The sequence below is a fragment of the Paraburkholderia sp. BR10954 genome (assembly GCF_040965775.1).
Taxonomy (GTDB): Bacteria; Pseudomonadota; Gammaproteobacteria; order Burkholderiales; family Burkholderiaceae; genus Paraburkholderia; species Paraburkholderia youngii.
In genome coordinates, this window is sequence record NZ_JBFRCK010000001.1 from 451,251 (window position 1) to 469,658 (window position 18,408).

General features: G+C 60.7%; 19 protein-coding genes and 4 pseudogenes. 14 read left to right on the forward strand and 9 right to left on the reverse strand.

Translation table 11 applies throughout. The features are described from left to right. Positions 1-37: 37 nt before the first annotated feature. Both AB4Y34_RS02070 and AB4Y34_RS02075 read right to left on the reverse strand, forming a co-directional pair. Positions 38-472 carry a PaaI family thioesterase gene (locus AB4Y34_RS02070; RefSeq protein ID WP_368715085.1) on the reverse strand — a complete coding sequence of 145 codons (435 nt, stop codon included), beginning with the start codon at positions 470-472 and terminating at the stop codon, positions 38-40. Between the two features lie 104 nt (positions 473-576). Next, positions 577-924 (reverse strand): cupin domain-containing protein, encoded by a 348-nt coding sequence (locus tag AB4Y34_RS02075; RefSeq protein ID WP_368715086.1) that lies wholly within the window; start codon positions 922-924, stop codon positions 577-579. 378 nt (positions 925-1,302) lie between these two features. Between AB4Y34_RS02075 and AB4Y34_RS02080 the strand changes: the two are divergent. Then, a pseudogene (locus AB4Y34_RS02080) lies at positions 1,303-1,395 on the forward strand (IS200/IS605 family transposase); the annotation flags it as partial. Positions 1,396-1,487: 92 nt separating this feature from the next. On the opposite strand, the pseudogene AB4Y34_RS02085 reads toward AB4Y34_RS02080, so the two are convergent. Next, positions 1,488-1,720 (reverse strand): annotated as a pseudogene (locus tag AB4Y34_RS02085) (transposase); the annotation flags it as partial. 484 nt (positions 1,721-2,204) lie between these two features. Between AB4Y34_RS02085 and AB4Y34_RS02090 the strand changes: the two are divergent. The 8 genes from AB4Y34_RS02090 to AB4Y34_RS02125 all read left to right on the forward strand — a co-directional run bounded on the left by AB4Y34_RS02090 (position 2,205) and on the right by AB4Y34_RS02125 (position 8,268). Continuing rightward, a complete protein-coding gene (locus AB4Y34_RS02090) occupies positions 2,205-2,858 on the forward strand; it encodes a hydrolase (protein ID WP_368596309.1) in 654 nt (217 codons plus the stop codon). Between the two features lie 81 nt (positions 2,859-2,939). Next, on the forward strand, positions 2,940-3,230 hold the full coding sequence (locus tag AB4Y34_RS02095) for a DUF1427 family protein (protein WP_368715087.1): 291 nt from the start codon (positions 2,940-2,942) through the stop codon (positions 3,228-3,230). Beyond that, the gene (locus AB4Y34_RS02100; RefSeq protein WP_368715088.1) at positions 3,227-5,119 is read left to right on the forward strand and encodes an amidohydrolase; all 1,893 of its coding nucleotides are present in this window, start codon (positions 3,227-3,229) and stop codon (positions 5,117-5,119) included. Before AB4Y34_RS02095 ends, AB4Y34_RS02100 begins: the two co-directional genes overlap by 4 nt. Before the next feature lies 1 nt (position 5,120). Beyond that, positions 5,121-5,570 (forward strand): DoxX family protein, encoded by a 450-nt coding sequence (locus tag AB4Y34_RS02105; protein WP_368715089.1) that lies wholly within the window; start codon positions 5,121-5,123, stop codon positions 5,568-5,570. Positions 5,571-5,593: 23 nt separating this feature from the next. Further along, on the forward strand, positions 5,594-6,511 hold the full coding sequence (locus AB4Y34_RS02110) for a glyoxalase (protein WP_368715090.1): 918 nt from the start codon (positions 5,594-5,596) through the stop codon (positions 6,509-6,511). A 104-nt stretch (positions 6,512-6,615) separates the two neighbouring features. After that, a complete protein-coding gene (locus AB4Y34_RS02115; RefSeq protein WP_368715091.1) occupies positions 6,616-7,380 on the forward strand; it encodes a YoaK family protein in 765 nt (254 codons plus the stop codon). Positions 7,381-7,404: 24 nt separating this feature from the next. Further along, complete coding sequence (locus AB4Y34_RS02120; RefSeq protein WP_368715173.1) at positions 7,405-7,854, forward strand: hypothetical protein; 450 nt, start codon at positions 7,405-7,407, stop codon at positions 7,852-7,854. A gap of 18 nt (positions 7,855-7,872) precedes the next feature. After that, on the forward strand, positions 7,873-8,268 hold the full coding sequence (locus AB4Y34_RS02125; RefSeq protein ID WP_368715092.1) for a TolC family protein: 396 nt from the start codon (positions 7,873-7,875) through the stop codon (positions 8,266-8,268). Here AB4Y34_RS02125 and AB4Y34_RS02130 read toward each other — a convergent pair. Beyond that, the gene (locus tag AB4Y34_RS02130; RefSeq protein WP_176384141.1) at positions 8,265-9,596 is read right to left on the reverse strand and encodes a PLP-dependent aminotransferase family protein; all 1,332 of its coding nucleotides are present in this window, start codon (positions 9,594-9,596) and stop codon (positions 8,265-8,267) included. The genes AB4Y34_RS02125 and AB4Y34_RS02130 overlap by 4 nt on opposite strands. Before the next feature lie 86 nt (positions 9,597-9,682). Between AB4Y34_RS02130 and AB4Y34_RS02135 the strand changes: the two genes are divergently transcribed. From AB4Y34_RS02135 to AB4Y34_RS02155, 5 genes and pseudogenes are all read left to right on the forward strand, one after another. Further along, on the forward strand, positions 9,683-10,279 hold the full coding sequence (locus tag AB4Y34_RS02135) for a DJ-1/PfpI family protein (protein WP_368715093.1): 597 nt from the start codon (positions 9,683-9,685) through the stop codon (positions 10,277-10,279). 59 nt (positions 10,280-10,338) lie between these two features. Continuing rightward, a complete protein-coding gene (locus AB4Y34_RS02140) occupies positions 10,339-10,923 on the forward strand; it encodes a hypothetical protein (RefSeq protein WP_368715094.1) in 585 nt (194 codons plus the stop codon). Between the two features lie 220 nt (positions 10,924-11,143). Next, positions 11,144-11,962, forward strand: coding sequence for an enoyl-CoA hydratase/isomerase family protein (locus AB4Y34_RS02145; RefSeq protein ID WP_368715095.1), 819 nt, complete (start codon positions 11,144-11,146; stop codon positions 11,960-11,962). A gap of 17 nt (positions 11,963-11,979) precedes the next feature. Continuing rightward, positions 11,980-12,873 carry an alpha/beta hydrolase gene (locus AB4Y34_RS02150; protein ID WP_368715096.1) on the forward strand — a complete coding sequence of 298 codons (894 nt, stop codon included), beginning with the start codon at positions 11,980-11,982 and terminating at the stop codon, positions 12,871-12,873. Positions 12,874-12,933: 60 nt separating this feature from the next. Then, positions 12,934-13,362, forward strand: a pseudogene (locus AB4Y34_RS02155) (DDE-type integrase/transposase/recombinase); the annotation flags it as partial. 112 nt (positions 13,363-13,474) lie between these two features. Here AB4Y34_RS02155 and AB4Y34_RS02160 read toward each other — a convergent pair. From AB4Y34_RS02160 to AB4Y34_RS02180, 5 genes and pseudogenes are all read right to left on the reverse strand, one after another. Continuing rightward, positions 13,475-13,612, reverse strand: a pseudogene (locus tag AB4Y34_RS02160) (LysR family transcriptional regulator); the annotation flags it as partial. 178 nt (positions 13,613-13,790) lie between these two features. Beyond that, on the reverse strand, positions 13,791-14,192 hold the full coding sequence (locus tag AB4Y34_RS02165) for a tautomerase family protein (RefSeq protein ID WP_176384128.1): 402 nt from the start codon (positions 14,190-14,192) through the stop codon (positions 13,791-13,793). 166 nt (positions 14,193-14,358) lie between these two features. After that, complete coding sequence (locus tag AB4Y34_RS02170) at positions 14,359-15,411, reverse strand: alpha/beta fold hydrolase (protein ID WP_368715097.1); 1,053 nt, start codon at positions 15,409-15,411, stop codon at positions 14,359-14,361. A gap of 274 nt (positions 15,412-15,685) precedes the next feature. Beyond that, positions 15,686-16,156: a response regulator gene (locus AB4Y34_RS02175; RefSeq protein ID WP_368715098.1), complete on the reverse strand. Its 471-nt coding sequence runs from the start codon at positions 16,154-16,156 to the stop codon at positions 15,686-15,688. Beyond that, positions 16,153-18,246, reverse strand: a complete 2,094-nt coding sequence (locus AB4Y34_RS02180) for an ATP-binding protein (protein WP_368715099.1) — start codon at positions 18,244-18,246, stop codon at positions 16,153-16,155. Before AB4Y34_RS02180 ends, AB4Y34_RS02175 begins: the two co-directional genes overlap by 4 nt. Between the last annotated feature and the right edge of the window lie 162 nt (positions 18,247-18,408).

Below are 18,408 nucleotides of genomic sequence, written 5' to 3' on the forward strand. Positions count from 1 at the left end.
CTGCCGCAGACAGACACATCACCTGACCTTCGCCGCTTTAGCCTCTCTTCAAAAAGCAAGTTGCCGTCGCCGTCGCCAGAAGCTTCCCCTCGCGGGATATCAACGTGCCTTCCGAGGTTGCGAGGTTCCGCGAGACGTGGACAATCCGGCCTTCCGCCATGACGTCCTGATCGCGCGGCACAGGTCGCAGCATTTTCACTTGCAGGTCTATCGTGCCGTAACCAACGCCGGCCTCCAACGCCGATTGCACGGCGCAACCCGTCACGGAGTCGAGTACGGTTGCCGCGAAGCCGCCGTGCACGCCACCCATTGGATTCAGATGCTGGACACCAGCGCGCGCCGTCATCTTCACATACCCCATGTCGACCTCTGCAAACGACATCGGAATCGTCTTGGCCATCGAAGACTGCGGCAAGCGGCCGGACGCGGCGGCGCGCAGCAATTCAAGACCGCTCATTTCCAGCGGATTCATCCTTTCCTCTCATGTCCTATTCAAACGAGCACCGATCCGACAATGACTTGCTGCTTAGGTGCGCGGCGGGCAGCAGTCGTTTGAGATCTTTCGAACACTCGAGACTAAAGAAGGACGTAGACCTTACGCACCGTTTCCTGGATGTCCCAGATGCCGACGGTGTTGGGTGAGAGGAACACGGTGTCACCGGTCTCGATCGCGATCGGATGGTCGTCGTCCGGTGTAAAAGTGGCGCGCCCGGCCAGGATGTGCATCACCTCGCCCTCGGTAATCTGTCGGCGGAAGCGTCCAGGCGTGCACTCCCAGACACCCGAGTCGATCGCCTCCCTTCGGGGAATGACCTTCTTGATGCCTCGAAGCTCGCAGGCTGGATCGCTCAACGGAATGCCGACGGAGCCCCAGGATTCGAGTTCCGGCGTGTTCGTTGTCTTCTTGATGTGTTGGATGGTCATGTAGCCTTAGCAAACAGTTGAACAAGGGGATTTGGTGCCTTCATCCTGCCGCGTGTTGCCTGCCGGCACGGCTTCTGTGGAGTCCCTCAATCGTCAGGAGGGCCAGTGTGGAAACGAATTCGAAGGTCACAATCGCAATACGCATGACGTCGCGTTTCATGCATGTTGGTGAGAGTAGTGAGAAGATGCTATGCGCAAACCCCACTACAATCAAATAATTGTCATGGATACATTTCCGAGTGCCCAACTCGACCTCGTTACATGACCCGTCAGCGGAAGGCAGCCATCTTCGTCCGGCAGATGTTGCAGTCGCCGTCATCGATACCATTGGCAGTCGTCGCTGCTCAAGAGATACTTGGTTTGGTTCAGCTCGGCGACCTGCACAGCATCTTTTCCAGCGTCTGCGCCGACTTCGAGGCGGAACAGGTGGAGTGTGATCGTGAGGACGGTCACGTCCACCTGCTGGTGAACACCGTGGCGCTCCAGAGTGACGTACCTATTTGCGTGGGCGGACCTTAATGCTCGGAGTGCTTGGGACTGCTTGCCAAGCTTTCATGCCCGACCGCGGCGACGTTGTCATTGCGGGGGCGAATGAGCTCATGCACCCACCCTTCACATAAGATCACCGAACGGGCCCAGTGGATCAGCAGCACCCGCAGAAATCGCCACGCTTGCTGCTGCCGAACAGGTTTTGCTTTCCGCCGCTGGAGTGCTGCCGTGGGACGAGGCGAAGCTACGCAGCGAGTTGCCGTCCGTTGCGAACGTGCTTGGCATCACCAATCGTTGCCACGAGCGCGCGAGTCTTTCTACGAACGGTCGCTGCAGTCATCGGTGGATATCGGGCGTATACGTTTGGATAATGGCTTTCCGTGGGGCTGAGCGTCTAGACTTCACGGGCCGACCAAAAGGGGCAACCGTACAACGAGGTGTATCAATTCCTAACTGCGTCGCTGTATTAATTTCCAACTGCGCGCGACAGGGACGCCTCCCTCCCGCGTCGGGACCGAGAGGCCGTAGGAACGACGGGCCCTTGCTTTCTCGAGCTCTCTGGTCGACGAACTGCTTACACGCTCGGTTGCCGCGAATATAGACGACTACGTTTGAGCAACGTTCGAGGCGTTGTTATGGAGCGCTAACCACGTGGTTTTCAGCAATCCAGCAGGCCGCGCTGATGAACGTACCTTCCCAAAGGAAAACTGACAATGAATACTCCGAACGAAGCATTGATCGAGGACACCCCCTTCTTTCCAGTAACAACCGGCAATTTAAAGGAGGCAATGATGCCCACAGCCAAAGCCCAACCAGGCAAGACACTGCTCGACCCCAGTAACCACACGCTGATCATGATTGATCACCAGTCGCAGATGTCGTTCGCCACCAGATCGATCGACGCCGTCTCGCTGCGCAACAACGCAGCGCTCGTGTCGAAGGCGGCGAAGGAGTTCAACGTTTCGGTGATTCTCACGACGGTCGCCGAGAAGACCTTCTCGGGCCCGATGTTCGAGGAGATCCGCTCGGTGTTCCCCGAAGCGGACGTGGTTGACCGCACCACCATGAATACATGGGAAGACGCGCGCATTGCAGAGCGCGTCAACGCCAACGGGAAGAGCAAGATCGTCCTCGCCGGACTGTGGACATCGGTTTGCATCGTCGGACCGGCGCTCTCGGCGCTCGAACAGGGGTTCGAAGTCTATGTGATCGCCGATGCCTGCGGCGACGTCTCCGACGAAGCGCACGATTGCGCCATGGAGCGGATGATCCAGCTGGGCGCGCGCCCGATGACGTCGCTGCAATACCTGCTCGAACTGCAGCGCGACTGGGCGCGCAGCGAAACATATAACCAGACGGTGGCGACGTCGATCCAGCACGGTGGCGGTTACGGTCTCGGCCTGATCTATGCGAAGACCATGTTCGGCGGCAGCGAGGGTCACTGACCTCACGTAAAAGTGGCAAGGCTGGCGCGTTCGAGCGCCAGCCGCTGTTTTCATAATCGACGATGCGAGCAAGGTGAGTTGATGAAAGTGTATCTGTTGTCACTGGGGGCCGGCATATTGGTTGGTGTCATCTACAGCCTGATGCATTTGCGTTCGCCCGCGCCGCCGCTCGTCGCGCTCGTCGGCCTGCTCGGTATCCTGGGCGGCGAGCAGATCATTCCCGTAAGCAAGCATCTTCTTTTCGGCTCGCGGCTTCCGACGGCTCTGAACGAGTCACGCGGAGCAGCGCACGTGCCCGGCGTGCTGCCGAGCCGGCATACCGTCGAACAGGCCAGCCGCGAAAAAGCCAATAGCAAGGAAATACGCTCATGACAGCATCTGCAACAGCCCCTGACCTCATCCTGCACAACGGCCGCTTCACGACGCTGAACCGGGCGAACCCGACCGCGAGCGCGGTCGCCATCAAGCACGGGGAAATCATTGCCGTTGGGGACAATGCCGACGTCATATCGTTGACCGGTTCGGCGACGAAAGTGATTGACCTAAAGGGACGTTCCGTTCTTCCAGGGCTCATCGACAACCATACACACGTCGTGCGTGGCGGCTTGAACTTCAACATGGAACTGCGGTGGGACGGCGTGCGCTCGCTTGCCGATGCGATGAACATGCTGAAGCGCCAGGTTGCCGTTACGCCGCCACCCCAATGGGTCCGCGTGGTCGGTGGCTTCACCGAGCAGCAGTTTGTCGAGAAGCGGCTTCCCACGATCGCGGAACTGAATGCCGTTGCACCGGATACGCCGGTGTTCATCCTGCATCTTTACGACCGGGCGTTACTGAACGGCGCGGCGCTGCGCGTGATCGGCTATACGAAAGACACGCCCGAGCCGCCCGGCGGACAGATCATGCGCGACGGCGACGGCAACCCGACGGGACTGCTTCTCGCGAAACCGAATGCGTCGATCCTGTACGCGACGCTGGCGAAGGGGCCGAAGCTGCCGTTCGACTATCAGCTCAATTCGACGCGCCATTTCATGCGCGAGCTGAACCGGCTCGGCGTGACGAGTGTCATCGACGCAGGCGGCGGCTTCCAGAACTACCCGGAGGACTACGAGGTCATCCAGAAGCTGGCCGACGACGGACAGATGACGGTGCGTCTCGCGTACAACCTCTTCACGCAGAAGCCGAAGGCAGAGAAGCAGGACTTCCTGAATTGGACGAAGACATCGAAGTACAAGCAGGGCGACGACTACTTCCGCCACAACGGCGCAGGCGAGATGCTGGCGTACTCCGCTGCGGACTTCGAGGACTTTCGCGAGCCGCGCCCGAACATGCCGCCGCAGATGGAAAATGAACTGGAAGAGGTCGTGCGCGTGCTCGCCGAAAACCGCTGGCCATGGCGCATGCACGCAACCTATGACGAGACCATCAGCCGCGCACTGGATGTCTTCGAGAAGGTCAACCGCGACTTTCCGCTTGACGGCATCCACTGGTTCTTCGATCACGCCGAGACGATCTCCGAGCGTTCGATGGACCGTATCGCGGCGCTCGGCGGAGGCGTAGCGGTTCAACACAGAATGGCCTATCAGGGGGAGTATTTCCTCGAACGTTACGGCGCGGCGGTAGCCGAGGCGACGCCGCCTATCGCGCGCATGCTCGAGAAGGGTGTGCGAACGTCGGCGGGCACGGACGCGACGCGTGTCGCATCGTACAACCCTTGGGTGTCGCTTGCGTGGCTCGTGACGGGCAAGACGGTCGGCGGCCTGCGCCTCTATCCGGAGCGCAATCGCCTTGACCGCGATACGGCGCTGCGGATGTGGACCGAGAAGGGCACCTGGTTTTCCAACGAAGAAGACAAGAAAGGCCAGATCGCGGTGGGTCAGCTCGCGGACCTGATCGTTCCCGACCGCGACTTCTTCACCTGCCCCGAGGACGAGATCGCGGGTATGGTCTCGCATCTGACGATTGTCGGCGGCCGCATCGTGTTCGGCGCCGAAGCGTTCGCTCATCTCGACGACAGCGCGCCGCCTCCGGCGATGCCCGACTGGTCGCCCGTGCGTCGCTTCGGGGGCTTCGCTGCGTGGAAGGATTCGAAGGGCGAGGGCGAGGCTTCGTTGCAGCAGATGGCGGCGACGTCGTGCGGCTGCTCGAATGGTTGCGCCGTGCATGGACACGACCACGCGCGCGCCTGGTCCAACAACGCGCCGGCGTCAGACCTGCGCTCGTTCTGGGGCGCGCTTGGCTGCGCCTGCTGGGCGGTCTGACATGAGCACGCGCGCACAAGAGAATCCGCACTGGATCGCCGCGATGCTCGCGCAGCGCCGGCTGCTGATGGTGGTGGTGCGCGCGGCGCTCGTGTCCGCGTATGTGATCGGAGGCGTTGCCAAGCTCACGAACTTTCATGTTGCCGTGCTTGAGCAGGAGCATTTCGGGCTGCATCCGGGATGGCTGTGGGCGGCGCTCGCAATCGTCGTGGAGCTTGGCGGCTCGGCCTGCGTGGTCGCGAACCGCTTCGTCTGGCTGGGCGCGGGTGCCCTGGCCGCATTGACGGCTGTTGCGATGTTCGTCGCGAATGACTTCTGGAACTTAGCGGGCGACGCGCACTTTTTCGCGTTGAACGCCTTCTTCGAGCATCTCGGATTCATCGCTGCGCTCGTCATGGCGACATGCCTTGTCGGCATCAAACATTCCTCCGTCCATGGCGGAGTTCAGTAAAAACTCAACGGATTTTCAACATCATGCGTAACCTCCGTTCCCTGGTAGCGACAGCGCTTGGCGTCATCTGTCTCGCTGCATCGTCAGTCGCGCCGGCCACACCGCCAAGACTTCCACGGCCAACTGGGGAACCCCAGGTCGCTGTGGGGCCGCAATACGGCACCACACATGTCTATATTGCTCCGGAAGACTTCGACAAGTTCACCGATAGCCTTGTTGCGACCTTCGGCGGCCACAAGTCACAGCAGGGCGTTTTTCAGGTGACGCCCACATCGAGCCAGACGATGTCGCAACTCGTCTTCACACCTGTCGGGACGTTGTCGGTGTTCGGCTACAAGACGCCTGTGCCGCATCCGTTCGGTAGCGAGCGCACCGGATATCTTGTGACCAATATCGACGCCGCCGTCAAATCGGCCAAGAGCCACCACGCTGACGTCATTGTGGCGACGTTCCCCGATCCGATCGGCCGCGACGCGATCATCACCTGGCCTGGCGGCGTCAGCATGCAGTTGTACTGGCACAACCAGGCGCCGAACTATGATCCCCTTCAGACAGTGCCGGAGAACCGGGTTTACGTGTCGCCGGAGCGCGCCAATTTACTGATTCGCAACTTCGTGGCTTTTTCGCATGGCAAAGTTGTTTCAGATGATCACAACGCGCCTGGCGTCGAAATTGGCCGGCCGGGCGATACGTACCGGCGTGTGCGGATCGAGTCGGGTTTCGGCAAGGTGACCGTGCTAGCGACGGACGGCCACTTGCCCTATCCGTTCGGCCGCGAGATGACGGGATATGAAGTGACGAATCTCAGCGACACGCTGCAAAAGGCGAAGGCGGCAGGGGTGACGGTGCTGATCCCGCCGTTCACTTCCGATAAGCGTGAAGCCGCAGTCGTGCAGTTCCCCGGTGGTTACATCGCCGAGATACATGCAGCGGCGCAGTAAGCGCGGCGTGCTGCGTGCGGCTGCTTGCCGGCCCCCACGCGCATGCCTGACGAGCGCGCCCATGCGGTCCGCTTTGATGACATCCCTGGGACGGGAGACGATCGATGAAATCTGAAGACAGCGTGCTCGCCGCCATCGCAGGCTATGTGGATACGCTCAGCTTTGTCGCGCTTTTCGGGCTGTTCACCGCACACGTCACGGGCAATTTCGTGCTGATCGGCGCCGAGGCGGCAGGCTTCGGCCAGGGCGTGTTCATGAAGCTGATGGCATTCCCCTCATTCGTTGCGGGCGTGGTCGTCAGCAGCGTGCTCGTGAAGAGCGTCGAACCCGCGACGCCCAACCGTGCGGCGTGTCTTCTCTATGCACTCCAGGCGGCGCTCATGCTGGCCTTTTGCATCGCGGGTGTCGGCGTCTCGCCCGTCGTGCATGCGGACAGCATGCCCGTCATTGTCTGCGGGATGGTCGGCGCGGCAGCAATGGGCGTGCAGAATGCGCACGGCCGGCTTGTCGCGCGTCCCGGTGTGCCCAACACCGTGATGACGGGCAACGTGACGCAGGCCGTGCTCGATGCGATCGACATTCTGTCTCCGCAGGTGTCAGCCGACGCACGAGCGGTGGCGCGAATGCGTCTCGGCAAGATGCTGCCGACCATTCTCGTATTCGCTGCGGGAGCCATCGCAGGCGCGCTCGCATATCGGCATGTCGGGTTCTGGGCACTATTGCTGCCGTTCGTCGCGCTCATTTGGCTCGCGTTCCACGCACGCGGCGGACAGATGGATATGGCGGCTCCCAAAGCCGCTTCCACGACTGCGACGGACGCGGCAACGCAGCGTACGCTTGCCTCGGCGCAGGAGCAGTTGCGCGCGTAGATCGGCTCATCGACGCTGCCATCGATCGATGGCACGGCGCAGGTCCAGCGCGCCCGCTCACCGGTCGCGCCCCAGCTCGGTCTGCCCGAGCAGGTGCAATACAACTTCTTTGCCGGGCAGCTGCAGGCGCATTACACGTTCGACCTGTTCGGCCAAACGCGCTGTGCGAATTCCGCGAGCGCGGCCCGTGTGAATGTGCAGGCGTTCGAGCTGGAAGCGTCGCGCCGTGCGCTCGCCGCGAACATCGTGGCGGCCACGATCAATGTGGCGGCCCTCGACCGGGAGATCGCGCTCACCGAGCGGCTCGTCGCCGTGTCGAACGATGCGGCGAACGAAGACCGCAGCGCTACGCGCGCGGCGCGGTCGCGCGAGCCCAGGCGTTCGAGTCGAAACAGGACGCGGCTTCCATCGCAGCGACGTTGCCCGCGCTGCGTCAGCAACGCGCGACTGCGGTTCATGCACTCGCGGTGCTGATCGGCCGGACACCGGACAATGCCCCGAGCGTGCCGGATCTGGACAGCCTGTCGCTGCCCGAGCACGTGCCCGTCGCCGTGCCTTCATGACCTGTTGCGCTCGCGCCCGGATATCCAGGCAGCGGACGCCGCCGTCAAGGCCGCAGCCGCCGACGTGGGCGAGGCAACGGCGCAACTCTTCCCGAGCCTGTCGCTGACGGGCGCGATGGGGCGCGGCGGCTTCAGCTGGCCGGCAGTCGTTTCGGGTGCGGGCGGACTGTGGGCCATCGGAGCGAGCCTCTCGCAGCCGATCTTCCATGGCGGCGCGCTGTTCGCGCAGCGCCGCGCGTCGATCGACGCGTACGACGCCGCCGTGCTGCACTACAAGGCCAGACAATACTGCTGGACAGACTGCGCCCCTGCGACTGCCTGTTAGTAGGTCTGTTCGGCAATAATCCGGGCCACGGTCTCCAGCGATCGTCGCAGCGTGGGCAGATCGACGGACCCAATCGCCAGTCGAATCGCATGAGGCACCTGAGTCGATGTGGCGAACGGCAGGGCAGTCGACACCGAAATGCGTTCGCGCATCAACGCCATCGCAATCGCGTCGGCGCGAACTTCCTGTGCCAGAGGAATCCAGATGAAGTACGAGGCGGGATGGCTGATCGTCGTGAGCTTGCCGAGAGCTTCGGTGGCGAGACTTTGCCGCATCGTGGCGTCCCGACGCTTCTCGTCTTCGAGCCGTGCCACCGTGCCGTCGTCTATCCAGTTGCAGGCGATCGCTGTCATGGTTGCCGGGGTATTCCACGTCGTTGTCCGGATCGCCCGTTCAAACTTTGGAATCCATTCGCGTGGTGCGCAGACGAAACCGACGCGCAGACCCGTCGCGACACTCTTCGACAGGCTTGAGACATAGACCGTCGTTTCCGGAGCAATCGATGCTAACGGCGGCGGAGCGTCTTCGGCGAGGTACGCGTAGGCCGCGTCCTCGATAAGGATCAGTCCATGCTGTCGGGCGATCCTGACAAGCTCGCGGCGACGGCTGGCGCTCATGACCCAGCCGAGCGGGTTGTGCAGCGTAGGCATCGCGTAGACGGCGCGTACGCGTCGTCGTTTGCACAGGGCCGTCAATGCGTCCAGATCGGGACCACGCCCAGCGGCTGGAATCGGCGCGAGTTCAAGTCGATTGGCCTCGGCGGCGAGCTTGAATCCCGGGTAAGTTAGCGCGTCCACGGCAACCAGGTCGCCGGGTTCAAGTAGCGCCATGGCAGACGTCGTCAGTCCGTGCTGTGCCCCGCTCACGAGCAATGTGGTTCCGGCCGTTGCTGCCAGACCCCGGCTGGCCAGGTGGCGTGCCGCCGTCGCGCGCTCGTGCTCGCGCCCACCGTGCGGCTGGTATCGAAGCAGCGACTCCAGGTCGCCGGCCGCCGCGAGCTGGCGCAGCGCTGCCCGGAGGAGGTCTGTCTGACCCGGCGCAGAGGGGTAGTTGAAGCTCAGGTCGATTGTTACGGAGCTCCATGCGTGCAAGTCAACGCCTTCACCACGAGGGAGAGGCTCCTTGACGAAGGTGCCACGGCCGGTTTCGCCGCTCACCAGACCCATCGTCTGTAGCTCCGCATAGACACGCGTCGCCGTGACTAGTGCCAGGCCCTCACGAGCAGCCAGCTCGCGGTGCGTAGGCAGACGCGTCCCCGGACGCAGGCGACCGTCGCGGATGTCAGCCGCCAGGCGATCAACCACTTGCTTGTAGCGGGCCTCAGGCATGGCTCAATGTATCCATGACAATGATTTGATTGTATCGATTATCGACCCTACCATGGTGTCGCACAACCTCTCCACACGAGGACGCCATGCACATCGCCATTCTGACCTGCGAAGGCTTCAACGAACTCGACTCGCTGATCGCGCTGAACATCCTCAACCGGGTCAAGAAGCCGGGCTGGCGGGTTGCGATCGCCAGCCCGACTGCGAAAGTGCGGTCGATGAATGGCGTGGTGCTGGAGGCGCAAGCGACGCTAAAGGACGCATGTGAGGCCGACGCGGTGCTGGTCGGCAGCGGAATACAGACACGCGCGGTTGCCGCGGATGCCGCGCTGATGTTGCAGTTGCGGCTCGATCCGGCGCGCCAGCTTGTGGGCGCGCAATGCTCGGGCACGCTGATACTCGCGAAGCTGGGCCTGCTGGATGGCGTTCCGGCCTGTACGGACCTGACCACCAAACCGTGGGTCGAAGAGGCGGGCGTGGCGGTGGTCAATAGGCCGTTTGCGGCGAAGGGAAACGTCGCGACGGCAGGCGGGTGCCTGTCGTCGCAGTATCTGGCCGCGTGGGTGATCGCGCGTCCGGCGGGCGTCGAGGCTGCGCGCGCCGCGATGCAGCATGTCGCCCCAGTGGGGGAGAAGGAGACCTACGTGACGCGCGCGATGGCCAACATCGCGCCATTCGTCTGACACAAAAGAGCGGCGGCTCGCGTACGTCCTTCAAGACTGGCATTCCTTGAGTTGAATCCGTGATCATGGTTCTTGAGTTCAAGCTCGTCGTAACACTGCTGTTGCTGTTGGCTGCAAGCCTTGCCGGTCGCCGCTGGGGTCAGGCAATTAGCGGATTGCTGGTAGAGATGCCACTGACGTCGGGGCCGATCTCAGTGTTTCTCGCACTTGAGCAAAGGCACGCCTTTGCAGCGCAGGCTACGGGCAGGGTGCTCGTAGCCACGGCTGCGCAAGCGGCCTTTTGCATTGCCTATTGCAGGCTGGCGAAATTGGGATGGCCTATGGCGCTGGCAGGCGGCCGTGCGACGTTTTCGATCGTAGCTGGCCTCTTGCAGCGGAGCGCGCTGCCACATGCCGGACTATTTCTTGTTGCTATCCTGGGCGTCACGCTCGCACTGAATCTCATCCCCAACAAACCAGCCAAAACCGACAGGCTCGATCCGCCGTGGTGGAACTCCCTCGCGCATGGCGCTCATCGCGGGCCTAGTCGTCAGCGTAACGCTGGTTGCGCGTTATGTCGGCTCCAAAACGAGCGGTGTGATTGCGTCGTTCCTATTCATGGTGATCATGCTTGCGATCTTCTCTCACCGCATGACCGGCCGTAGTGCAGCACAGCAGGTGTTGCGCGGCATGTGGCGGCACTGCAGGGGTTTGCGACGTTTTTCTATGCCGACTGCAGGCGATGGAGATCTTGTTGGCGGCGATAGCTGCTCAGCAGATCGGGAGAGGCATAGATTCTCTCCGTGCGGCCTGTGTCACATGGCGTCAGCGCCTCGGGCGTCCTGCACCAAATTCAATTGCTAGCCGGTCGTTAGGAAGTCATCCATGATGCTTGATACGCTCAAAGTGAAGCGCGAGGGCGCGGTTCTGTTCATCGAAATCGACGCGCCGCCCATGAATCTGCTCGGGCCCGCGCTCGTGCGTGATCTGATTACCGTGATCCGAAATGCAGAAGCCGACGACCGTACCAAGGTCCTTGTATTCCGCAGTGTCGATCCCGACTACTTCATCTCTCACGTCGACGTGACCAAGGTGAAGGAGTACCGTGAGGAAGCCGCGAAATTGACCGGCGAGCCATCGATCGCTCTGCTGTTTCGACACCTGAGTGCAAGTCGTCTTGTCTCCATCGCGCAGATCGAAGGGCGTGTGCGCGGTGCCGGCAGCGAATTTGTGCTGGCGTGCGACATGCGCTACGCAGCACGCGAAACGGCAGTATTCAGCCAGATGGAGGCAGCGTTCGGATTGCTTCCCGGCGGCGGCGCGGCGCAGTTCCTGACCCGCCTGATGGGCAGAGGTAGGGCACTGGAAGTCATGCTGAGCGCGTCGGATTACGACGCCGATATCGCAGAGCGGTACGGGTGGATCAACCGGGCGCTTTCCGCCACGGAGCTCGATTCGTACGTCGCGTCGCTTGCACGTCGCATTGCATGCTTTCCTGCGGCTGGACATGCCGTCGTTAAGGCGCGCGTGAATGCGATTGCCCTCGCTCCGGTCGACGACTTCCGGCGGGACTCCGAGCTCTTTGGAGAAGACGTGCAGAAAGAAACAGCGCAACGCCGCATGGCAGGCGCCATGGCGCGCGGCTTCCAAACTCGGGAAGCAGAACTTGACCTCGCTCGACTGCTTGGCGAACTCGGCGAATGACGACCAGGAGTGTACAGATGTTTGAGAAGCGGGACGTAAATTTCCCCGTTGAGGGTGGCGTCGAACTGTCGGCATGGTTATTCGTGCCGGAGCGACAGAACGGCCCTATGCCGGCCATCACCATGGCGCATGGCTTCGCGGGGACTCGATACCATGGCATCGAACCGTTTGCGGAAGCGTTTGCAGAGGCTGGCTTTGTCGCACTGCTGCACGACCACCGCAGCTTCGGAGACAGTGGAGGCTTGCCCCGGCAAGACATTAACCCTTGGCAGCAAATTGACGATTGGCGTCGAGCGATCTCCTATTTGCAAGCGCAGCCGGAAGTAGATGCGAATCGAATCGGCATCTGGGGTACCAGCTTTGCCGGCGGACATGCCATTGTGCTCGGTGCAACGGACCGACGCCTGAAAGCTGTGGTGTCGCAAGCGCCCACCGTTGACGGCCATGCAAGCGGGCTGCGACGCGTGCCGGCGGAAGCGGTTGCTGACATCGAGGCGAGGTTCGTGGCCGACGATCGGGCACAACTCGCTGGCGAGGCACCGGCAATGCAGCAGATCGTGAGCAGCGATCCGGACAAACCGGCGGCTTATCGAGCCGCGGATGCCGTGAGCTTTTACCTTCAGGCATTGCCCGAAGGCGTTTGGGAAAATCGGCTCTCACTGCGCTCGACACGCTGGGCACGCATGTACTCGCCAGGTGTGTTCATTGATCGCGTGTCGCCGACGCCGCTACTGATGCTGGTAGCTGAGCACGACCATATCGCACCGACCGATCTGGCGCTCAAGGCATACGAGCAAGCACTGGAACCAAAACGGATAGTCATGCTCAAGGGCGGCCACTTCGATCCATACCTGGCGGAACTGCCGACCTCGTCCCGAGAGGCGCTCGACTGGTTCAAGCTGCATCTTTGACGCGAAGCTTTTTCTCGTGCTGACTTTTGTGCACGCATCTCAAATGGCCGGTGGTCCATGGAGAGGAGCATCGGTTCTGTGCGAAGCCTCTGTGAACCCTTAATCCGCTCCAGGCGGCCGGCACAACCGGAACGCTACAGCCGTCCCGGTTTATGGGGATCGGGTCCGGATGTACACGATGAAGATCGCGCGAGCTGTCTACCAATACACGGCGATCGACGACTGCTCGCGCTATCGCGTGTTGGCTGTATAGCCGCGCAGAAATGCTCGCAGTACACTGCTTTTTCTTGATCGCGTCATCGAGGGAATGCCGTTTCCGATCCAGCGTATACAGACTGATCGGGGTGCCGAGTTTTTGCCGAGTCAGTGCAGCGGCGTCCGATGGACGAATACATTAAAAATTTCGACCGATTCCGCCGCGCTCGGAGCATTTCAACTGCAAGGTCGAACGCTCACGACTGACTGGCCCTTAACGAATTCTGGTTCTACCGTTGACAGAGCTGGGAGTTCCTGCCGGAACTACGACCTCTCTCATGCCAAGAAAACGGCCCTCAAGGAAGTTAAATGATGTCTGTAAATCGCACACCTGAGATTTTGACGATCATCCGTCGATCGTTGCTAGTGCGAGCTCATCCGCCTCCAACATCGACGGTACTTCTTCGCGAAGGAGGTGGATAAAAGCACGAACCTTTGCGTCAAGGAAATGTCGTGACGGATACAAGACATAGACGTTCAGCACGCTGACGAAGACGGCTTACGGCTCATGGGAACTGAATGCATTGCGTTGTCTCCGTCGGCTTTCAAGGGCGCCGCCATGCGCGGCGGCCCTGAACCAGCCCGCGTGAGCGTCGCAGATGGGTCCTTGCGTGCCAGTCTCGTTGCGCCTCCAAAAGTTGGGCTACAGACATCGGCTCGCGCTACCAGCGCGGCGCGATACCCGCGAGTTGCGCGATTCCGCGACCAAACGAGAAATTTTCATTGGGTACTGGAATAAGCGAAGTAAAGACGTCGTCGGGCGATATGCCCACGGTCTCCTCCAGAAGCCGGGCTATGGCAGATTGCAATTTCTGCTTGTCCTCGGCAGGGCGGTGCGCGCCGAGTTGCACCGTGATGATCATTGCGTCAGCAGTTCGGTTCATATCCATGAAGGTCGGGTCGATGAAGAGCTCGTCCTCCTGATGTTCGCTGACGATGATAAAGCGGTCGCCGGGCGGAATGCCGAGGGCCTCGACGAGCGATTGGTTCAAGGCATTGCCGATCGCTTTCTTTTGTTCCTTTGAGAATCGGCCAGCGGGAATGTGAGCGTGAAAGACGGGCATGAAAATCTCCGGTTAGAGTCAAAATGAAAGTTCTGATGGCGTGACTGGTTTTGCGTCGAATGGGCGCGTTAACTTTCAGGATAGCCAACAATCTGCGAGCTGGTAGCATTATTAATAAGGCGAGGTCCAGAGCCCTTTGCGACTGAAATCGTCAGTGATTTCCAGCCTAATAACTGGCGATTTCGAGCACCGCGTCGGCAAACGCATCTGGCGCTTCTTGCGGCAGATTGTGCCCGACGCCGCCCGTGATGTTGCGGTGAATGTATTTGCCGACGAACCTCTTCGCATACCCTGCCGGCTCCGGATGAGGCGCGCCATTCGCGTCGCCTTCGAGCGTGATCGTCGGCACCGTGATGACGGGTGCTGCCGCAAGACGCCGTTCTAGTGCATCGTATTGCGGCTCGCCGTCCGAGAGGCCTAACCGCCACCGGTAATTGTCGATCACGATCGCAACGTGGTCCTGGTTCTGCAGTGAGCCAGCCGAGCGTTCGAATGTGGCATCGTCGAAGTTCCATTTCGGCGAAGCAAGTTGCCAAATGAGCTTCGCGAAATTGTGGCGGTTGGCTTCATAGCCGAGTTTGCCGCGTTCCGTCGCGAAGTAGAATTGATACCACCACGCAAGCTCTGCCTTCGGCTGCAACGGCGCCTTGTTGGCCGCATGGTTGCCGATCAGGTAACCGCTCACCGACACCAGCGCCTTGCAGCGGTCCGGCCATAGCGCAGCGACGACATTGGCCGTACGCGCGCCCCAATCAAAACCACCAATGATCGCCCTCTGGATTTTCAATGCATCCATCAATGCGATGACGTCCACGGCCAGTACCGACTGCTGACCATTGCGCACCGTATCGCTTGATAGAAACTGCGTCGTTCCATGACCGCGCAGGTGCGGAACGATCACGCGATAACCCGCCCGCGCAACGCGCGGCGCAACATCGGCGAAACTGTGAATATCGTACGGCCAACCGTGAAGCAGGATCACGGCGGGGCCGTCGCCCGGACCGACTTCCGCATATCCGACATTCAGAGCGCCCGCATCGATCTGCCTGATCCTGTCGAACGATAGCTGAGAAGCCAGCCGGCGAGTGTACGGATCCAACTCGGCGCCATCGCTGGATGCGGCCAATGCGGGCGCTCCCAGGCCGAGTTCCATTGCTCCTACGCTCACAGCAGCCACGGCGAGGAAGTGCCGGCGACGTGTGTCCATCTGATCTTCCATCACTACTCTCCTCTCGAGGTTCAATTCCTTTCCACACATTACCTAGCCAGGCCGAGCCTGCGCAATCCTGACGGCCGAGATACTTCGACCGCATCACGGCACCAACGCGTCGCCATGCTCAGGTCATCGCAGCAACTGGAAGCTCGCGCGAACACAATACTCGTGAGCGAGGCGGTAGCTATGGTCGCCGCCGCTGCCATACCGATAAAGCGTGGGCGTGCGAGGTGCTGAAGATCGAAATCGTCTGGCATACAAGCTCCTCTTTTGAATTTGATTATCTCTTGCATAGGGAAAGGAATGCGAGCACTGTGGCGCACATGCCCTTGCCAATGCACTCGATCGTTGAGAACAGTGCAACTGGGACGCATCGCCCGAATTCAATGGGCAACGCGGGTGCTATTGCCGATACGCTCGCCGCGCAGATAAACGGTTTGCACAGGCATGCGACTGCACCCTGTTCGAGCACCTGAGAACGGACAATCTCGTCCGCATGCGCACTGATGAAAACAATGGGAACGTTTTCTCCACGCCGCCGCAGTTCCTGCTGCAGGTCAAAGCCGGACATACCTGGCATGTCGATATCGAGCACGAGACACTGTGCATCGTCTACACAGCCGGAGGCCAGAAACGCTTCCGCAGATAAAAACGCACTGACAGAAAAATCGAATTCACGCAGCAGTTCGTGCAGCGATTCACGCACCGACTCGTCGTCATCGACTGCAGCGATAAGCGGCTGTTCCGTCATAGCGGGTGCCTCGTCGCGTCACACATCGCGGCGTGTGCATGCTGGAGCCTGCAGCCAGAAGCATCGGTCTGCGACCTGGAACCTGCGCCGCAGGGGACGGAGAATAGAAACGTGGCGCCGAACTGTTCGTTCGAGGTCGCCCACAGCCGGCCTCCGTGGCGCTCGATGATATGGCGGCTCACGGACAGGCCCATACCCATCCCTTCTCGTCTGGTCGTGTAGAACGCGTCAAAAAGTCTGGCCGCGTCCTCTGGCTTAAACCCTGTCCCGGTGTCGGTCACGGCGACGCGTAGCCGGTCACCGTAGTCCGGGTCGATCCTTACCAGTATCCGCCTCGGACGGTCACCGACGCCCTGCATCGCCTCGACGGCGTTGAGCAGCAGGTTCAGTATTACCTGCTGAAGTTGGACCTTGTCGCCTGCGACAGGAGGAAGGTCGTCCGCCATGTTCAAATGCAGCACAATCCGTTTCCTGCGGATTTCGCTACGTAACAACTCGATGACCTCGCGTGCGGCATCGCCCAGGTCCACGCTATCGGTCACGACAATTTCTTTTCTGAACATCGCCCGCAGGCGGGTCACCACCTCCGAAGCGCGCTGCCCGTCGCGGATGGTGCGTTGCGCCGTCTCTAGCGCACCTTCGACATTGGGCGGCTGCGCACTCAGCAATCGCGCCAGGATCCGGGCATTAGTCATGATGCCAGCGAGCGGCTGATTAATCTCATGTGCGATGGAAGCAGACAGTGCACCCAGACCGCTGACGCGGCTTACATGCGCCAGTTCTGCGCGCAAGCCATAGAGCGCTTCCTCGGACTGCCTGCGCTCAGTCACATCCTGCACCGCGCCAATGAAGTCCAGTTGGCCTTGCGAACTAAACGTCGCATGCGCCTGCATGCGCACATACTTGAGCATGCCATCGGGCAGGAGCAGACGGTAATCGCACTCCAGATCCTTACCATCACGGGCCAGAGCCAGCGCGTTATCGACGATATGACGATCGCCTGGGTGAACCCGCGCCTTGACGATATCCATCGTTATCCGTGCTCCATGCTCGACTCCGTAGATTCGGTAGAGTTGTTCCGAACAACTGATCTCGCCACTCGACGGGCGCCAGCAGAAACTTCCGCTCAAACTGATCTGTTCGACTTTGGCCATCAGCGCGGCACTTTTCTGTAATTGCTCGGCCGCCTGGTTGCGTGCTGTGATGTCGCGCGTCACTCCCAATTGCACGATCGATCCGTCGCTGCTCTGCAATGGCGCCGCGTGCGTTTCCATATGACGGCGCTCACCGAGCAACGTGATGATGTCGAATTCCAGAAAACCCGTTTTGCCCGAGCAGATGTCCTGATTGAAGTCGACGTACTGTTCGCGATGTTCGAGCGCGACGAAATCGTAAAAGCATTTCCCGACGAGTGCGTCCGGACCCGATGCACCAGCCAGGTCGCTTCCTGCAGAATTGACACGCAGCAGCGTACCGTTGCGTGTGATGACCTTCACGCATTCGGGTGTCGTTTCCACCATCGCCCGAAAGCTTTCCTCGCTTCTTCTCAGCGCCAGGTCGATCTTTGCCCGTTCGGTCGCCACGCTCACGATGTGCGCGAACTCCGCCATCAGATCACGTTGGAACGGGGTGGGATCTCCGGATGCCGGCGAATAGAGAGTGAAACTTCCCAACGCTTCGTCGGCACGTGACAGGATCGGCACCGCCCAGCAAGCCCGCTTCCCGTCTGCGAGATTCCGCTCTCGCCACGCTGGCGACCATCGGGTGTCCGATGCTATATCCGATACGATGATCGAAGCCTTGGAGGATATTGCCAGATCACACGGTCCAGATTCGTTACAGATGATATCTACATTCGCCGTAGCATCGGGCTGCGTAAAATTCGACGCATCCGCCCGCAGCGATTTCAGGTTATCGGCATCGATCATCGATATGCCACACCGACACCCGCCCGCGAGTTCCTCGGCGAGCTTCCGAATCTCATTCAATACTCCGAGCAATGGCAATCCCAAAGCAACCATCTCGAGCAGGTGCTTCCCACCCTCCAATAGCGCTTCGGCAGACTCGCGGCCAACGATCTCGATCTGCATGAGGATCAAAAAAAGCAATTAACCCGTCATCTCGCGACGGAACGCGTTGTAACAGAGACTAGCAATCGATACGGACACGGAGGAAAACAGGTGCGCTTACTCAGACGCCGCGCTCGCTACAGCCGATCCATCGAACCGTGCAACAGCCGATTCCAGACAATC

Bases quoted from the DNA above. Each gene is read 5' to 3' on its own strand.
- AB4Y34_RS02070 (WP_368715085.1), bottom strand. From the start codon at position 472: ATGAATCCGCTGGAAATGAGCGGTCTTGAATTGCTGCGCGCCGCCGCG.
- AB4Y34_RS02075 (WP_368715086.1), bottom strand. From the start codon at position 924: ATGACCATCCAACACATCAAGAAGACAACGAACACGCCGGAACTCGAA.
- AB4Y34_RS02090 (WP_368596309.1), top strand. From the start codon at position 2,205: ATGCCCACAGCCAAAGCCCAACCAGGCAAGACACTGCTCGACCCCAGT.
- AB4Y34_RS02095 (WP_368715087.1), top strand. From the start codon at position 2,940: ATGAAAGTGTATCTGTTGTCACTGGGGGCCGGCATATTGGTTGGTGTC.
- AB4Y34_RS02100 (WP_368715088.1), top strand. From the start codon at position 3,227: ATGACAGCATCTGCAACAGCCCCTGACCTCATCCTGCACAACGGCCGC.
- AB4Y34_RS02105 (WP_368715089.1), top strand. From the start codon at position 5,121: ATGAGCACGCGCGCACAAGAGAATCCGCACTGGATCGCCGCGATGCTC.
- AB4Y34_RS02110 (WP_368715090.1), top strand. From the start codon at position 5,594: ATGCGTAACCTCCGTTCCCTGGTAGCGACAGCGCTTGGCGTCATCTGT.
- AB4Y34_RS02115 (WP_368715091.1), top strand. From the start codon at position 6,616: ATGAAATCTGAAGACAGCGTGCTCGCCGCCATCGCAGGCTATGTGGAT.
- AB4Y34_RS02125 (WP_368715092.1), top strand. From the start codon at position 7,873: ATGCCCCGAGCGTGCCGGATCTGGACAGCCTGTCGCTGCCCGAGCACG.
- AB4Y34_RS02130 (WP_176384141.1), bottom strand. From the start codon at position 9,596: ATGCCTGAGGCCCGCTACAAGCAAGTGGTTGATCGCCTGGCGGCTGAC.
- AB4Y34_RS02135 (WP_368715093.1), top strand. From the start codon at position 9,683: ATGCACATCGCCATTCTGACCTGCGAAGGCTTCAACGAACTCGACTCG.
- AB4Y34_RS02145 (WP_368715095.1), top strand. From the start codon at position 11,144: ATGATGCTTGATACGCTCAAAGTGAAGCGCGAGGGCGCGGTTCTGTTC.
- AB4Y34_RS02150 (WP_368715096.1), top strand. From the start codon at position 11,980: ATGTTTGAGAAGCGGGACGTAAATTTCCCCGTTGAGGGTGGCGTCGAA.
- AB4Y34_RS02165 (WP_176384128.1), bottom strand. From the start codon at position 14,192: ATGCCCGTCTTTCACGCTCACATTCCCGCTGGCCGATTCTCAAAGGAA.
- AB4Y34_RS02170 (WP_368715097.1), bottom strand. From the start codon at position 15,411: ATGGAAGATCAGATGGACACACGTCGCCGGCACTTCCTCGCCGTGGCT.
- AB4Y34_RS02175 (WP_368715098.1), bottom strand. From the start codon at position 16,156: ATGACGGAACAGCCGCTTATCGCTGCAGTCGATGACGACGAGTCGGTG.
- AB4Y34_RS02180 (WP_368715099.1), bottom strand. From the start codon at position 18,246: ATGCAGATCGAGATCGTTGGCCGCGAGTCTGCCGAAGCGCTATTGGAG.